The sequence below is a fragment of the Sphingomonas xinjiangensis genome (genome assembly GCF_014199255.1).
Classification (GTDB): domain Bacteria; phylum Pseudomonadota; class Alphaproteobacteria; order Sphingomonadales; family Sphingomonadaceae; genus Sphingomonas; species Sphingomonas xinjiangensis.
The window spans coordinates 1-2,855 of record NZ_JACIJF010000057.1 but is presented as its reverse complement, the minus strand read 5'-3'; the positions used below and the strand labels follow the sequence as shown (position 1 = coordinate 2,855).

Annotated in this window: 3 protein-coding genes; 2 read left to right on the top strand and 1 reads right to left on the bottom strand. The window is 61.0% G+C overall.

From position 1 onward, the window contains the following. Nucleotides 1-340: 340 nt before the first annotated feature. Nucleotides 341-661 carry a hypothetical protein gene (locus tag FHT02_RS21230; RefSeq protein ID WP_184092244.1) on the top strand — a complete coding sequence of 107 codons (321 nt, stop codon included), beginning with the start codon at nucleotides 341-343 and terminating at the stop codon, nucleotides 659-661. Nucleotides 662-846: 185 nt separating this feature from the next. On the opposite strand, the gene FHT02_RS21225 is transcribed toward FHT02_RS21230, so the two are convergent. Continuing rightward, on the bottom strand, nucleotides 847-1,590 hold the full coding sequence (locus tag FHT02_RS21225) for an SDR family NAD(P)-dependent oxidoreductase (protein ID WP_184092242.1): 744 nt from the start codon (nucleotides 1,588-1,590) through the stop codon (nucleotides 847-849). A gap of 43 nt (nucleotides 1,591-1,633) precedes the next feature. Here FHT02_RS21225 and FHT02_RS21220 point away from each other — a divergent pair, with 43 nt between their 5' ends. After that, nucleotides 1,634-2,227 (top strand): TetR/AcrR family transcriptional regulator, encoded by a 594-nt coding sequence (locus FHT02_RS21220; protein ID WP_184092246.1) that lies wholly within the window; start codon nucleotides 1,634-1,636, stop codon nucleotides 2,225-2,227. The last annotated feature ends 628 nt before the right edge of the window (nucleotides 2,228-2,855 follow it).

Sequence of the window (2,855 nt, the reverse complement as noted above, 5' to 3'; positions counted from 1 at the left end):
GTCAGGTTCGACCCCGATCCAGGCATCGTACGTGAAGGGGCTGCCATTCCATCTGCTTTCGAAACGCAGCCGCCGCGATACACCATCTTTTGGGAAGCGCGCTGGCAGCCCGAAACGGCAGCTCTTGGCGCTCAGCTGCCCTGCTTGCGGCAGCTTCCGCCCCAATTTCTGTCATCCGGCCTCGTCGGGACGATGCCTGGAAGCGGACGCTCAGCGGAGCCGACTTGCCCAAATAACAATAACAGTTCTCGACCTATCTCTTCTATGTCGCCCTTTGGCTCTTTCCCCTTCCATGGCGTCTTCGCATCCTTCATCCAGGCGGAGTAAGGAGATCCCTTGGATGAAAAAGCTTGTCGCACTGGCTGCCGCGCTGGTCATGGCCACATCCGCCGCTCAGGCGCAGGACTTCTGGTCAAACACTTTGCCGACGATCACCGGCACAGATACGCTTGGCACCACATTGCGTGAGCGCCGAGCATCACCTCCGCCTGCACCTCGTGACGAATGCTCGATCGACGCGCTTTCAGATGCCGAGAAGAACGCGATCTATGCCGAGTTTCTGGAGGTCCGCCGCCGCTCCGGCAACCAGGCAGCGCAGGAATGGATCGGCAGGAAGGGCCGTGAGCTCCGGGCCCAGATGACGTCCAAGGGGCGCTGCTAAGCGGCGCGACCGGGGCAACCCAGGGGCGTAGGTCACTTGCTGGTAGCGGCGCTCTGCAAGTCGCAAATCACGAGCGATGTTGCCTACCCAGTTGTGCTTCGACTCTTCACCCATGGCTACCGCTCCGAGCGACGTTTGCGCTCGGGTCCCGGCTCTCGATAACCGTCGTTCATTAAGCGATCTTGTCAGACCGCCGCGACGCCGCCATCCACGAAGAGCTCATGGCCGGCGACGAAGCTGCTTTCGCTCGATGCCAAGAACAGCACGGCATTCGCGACATCCTCAAGGTGGCCCAAGCGGCCGAGCGGAACGCCCTTGATCACCTCTTCTTCAGCCCCCGGTGCTACATCGAAGTAGCCCCGCATCAGTCTGGTTTCGGTAGCGCCGGGGGAAACGACGTTCACCCGAATGCCGCGATCTTTCAGGTCGATGGTCCAGCTACGCGCAAAGGATCGGACTGCCGCCTTGCTAGCATTGTAGAGCGACTGCCCCGGGTAGGCCTTGGAACCGGCGATCGAGCCGCTGAGGACGATCACGCCCCCGGCCGCCATCAGCGGCAGCGCCTTCTGCACCGTGAAAACCAGACCCTTCACGTTGAGGTCGAACGTCGCATCAAAATGGGCTTCTTCGAGCGCTTCAAGCGGAATGGGTTGGTGCATGCCGGCATTGGCGAAAACGACGTCGACCTTGCCGTGGTCACGCTCGACGCGCTCGTAGAGCTTTGTCAGGTCCGCGAGGTTCGTGACGTCCCCCTGTACACCGACCGCACCGTGACCGATTTGGCTGATCGCTTGGTCGAGCATCTCCTGCCGCCGCGCGGTGATGTAAACCTGGGCGCCCTCTTCCGCGAAGCGCTGCGCGGAGGCCAACCCGATTCCGTCGCTCCCGCCGGTTATCACCACGACCTTGCCTTCGAACCGTTTCGCCATCACATGGACCCTTCAATCAAGTGGAGGATTTCTCCACTTGCATATGGAGGCATCCTCCACTTGGCAAGGGACGAAAGGAAGAACCGTGACTGAAGGTGCCCTGCGCGCTGACGCAGAGCGGAATCGCGAACGCATCCTCGTTGCGGCGGAGGAAGCATTCTTGGAGCGAGGCGCGGGCGTCCCCTTGGAGGAGGTGGCCAAGCGAGCGAAGGTCGGGATCGGTACGCTCTACCGTCGGTTCGCGACGCGCGAGGCGCTGCTCGCCGCCACCAGCAACGAGCGGTTCATGGCGGTCGCCACGACAAGCCGCGCGCGAGCTGTGAACCTTGAGCCCGGAGACGCGCTGCGCCAGTTTCTTGAAGAGCTCGCCGAAAACACGAGCGTTTACCATAGCTTGGCCGCGTCGCTGGGAACTGTTATTCAACACGGCACACCCGGTTGCACCGCGATTACCGCTGAAGGGCAGAGACTGCTCCAGTGCGCGCAAGAAGCCGGCATTGTTCGTCCAGATGCCAGTTTCGACGACATCATCTGTGTGGTGAGCGCAATAGCTATCGCGGTCGAGAAGAGCAGCGCACCGACAGTCCGCATCGCCCATCTGGTCGATCTCCTCCTTGACGGCATGCGCGTACGTTGACGGTCGCGGCAATTCGCTGGCCTGACTACCGTGTTGAGCATACACGACCGGCTTCTCACAACGATTGCCGAGACAAGTTCTAAGAGGCGTTATCAGTCCCACTTTGCGATCGTTTGGGGGGCGGTGGTCCGAACATGAACGTACGGCAGGTTCAGGAAGCAGGGGAGGGCCTCAGAAAGGCAGCTACTGGCGCTCGGCTGCCGCGGCCTGCTCCCCGTTCGATCGTTGATCAGTGCTGTTCAGGGATGCTGCTCACGGCCGCGAGTTCACGCAAAGCTGACGATACGCGCCGGGCAGAGTTCAGGCTGCTCTCGAGGTCACGCGCATACTCTGCAAGCGCTCTCTTCGACACAGGATCCCCGAGTTCGTAACGGAACCGATTCACTCGTTTCAGCTCGCGTGCAAGCTCCTCGTACATCATTAGCGCCGCCACATCTTCATCTCGGAGGCTAGTGGCAAATCTCCGCGCGAAAGTGGATAACGGCAAAGTAGGAAACTGTGGATAAGAGCAAGCGTCCGGTCTGGACCGTTCCTTTCCCGAAAGATGGTGTATCGCGGCGGCTGCGTTTCGAAAGCAGATGGAATGGCAGCCCCTTCACGTACGATGCCTGGATCGGGGTCGAACCTG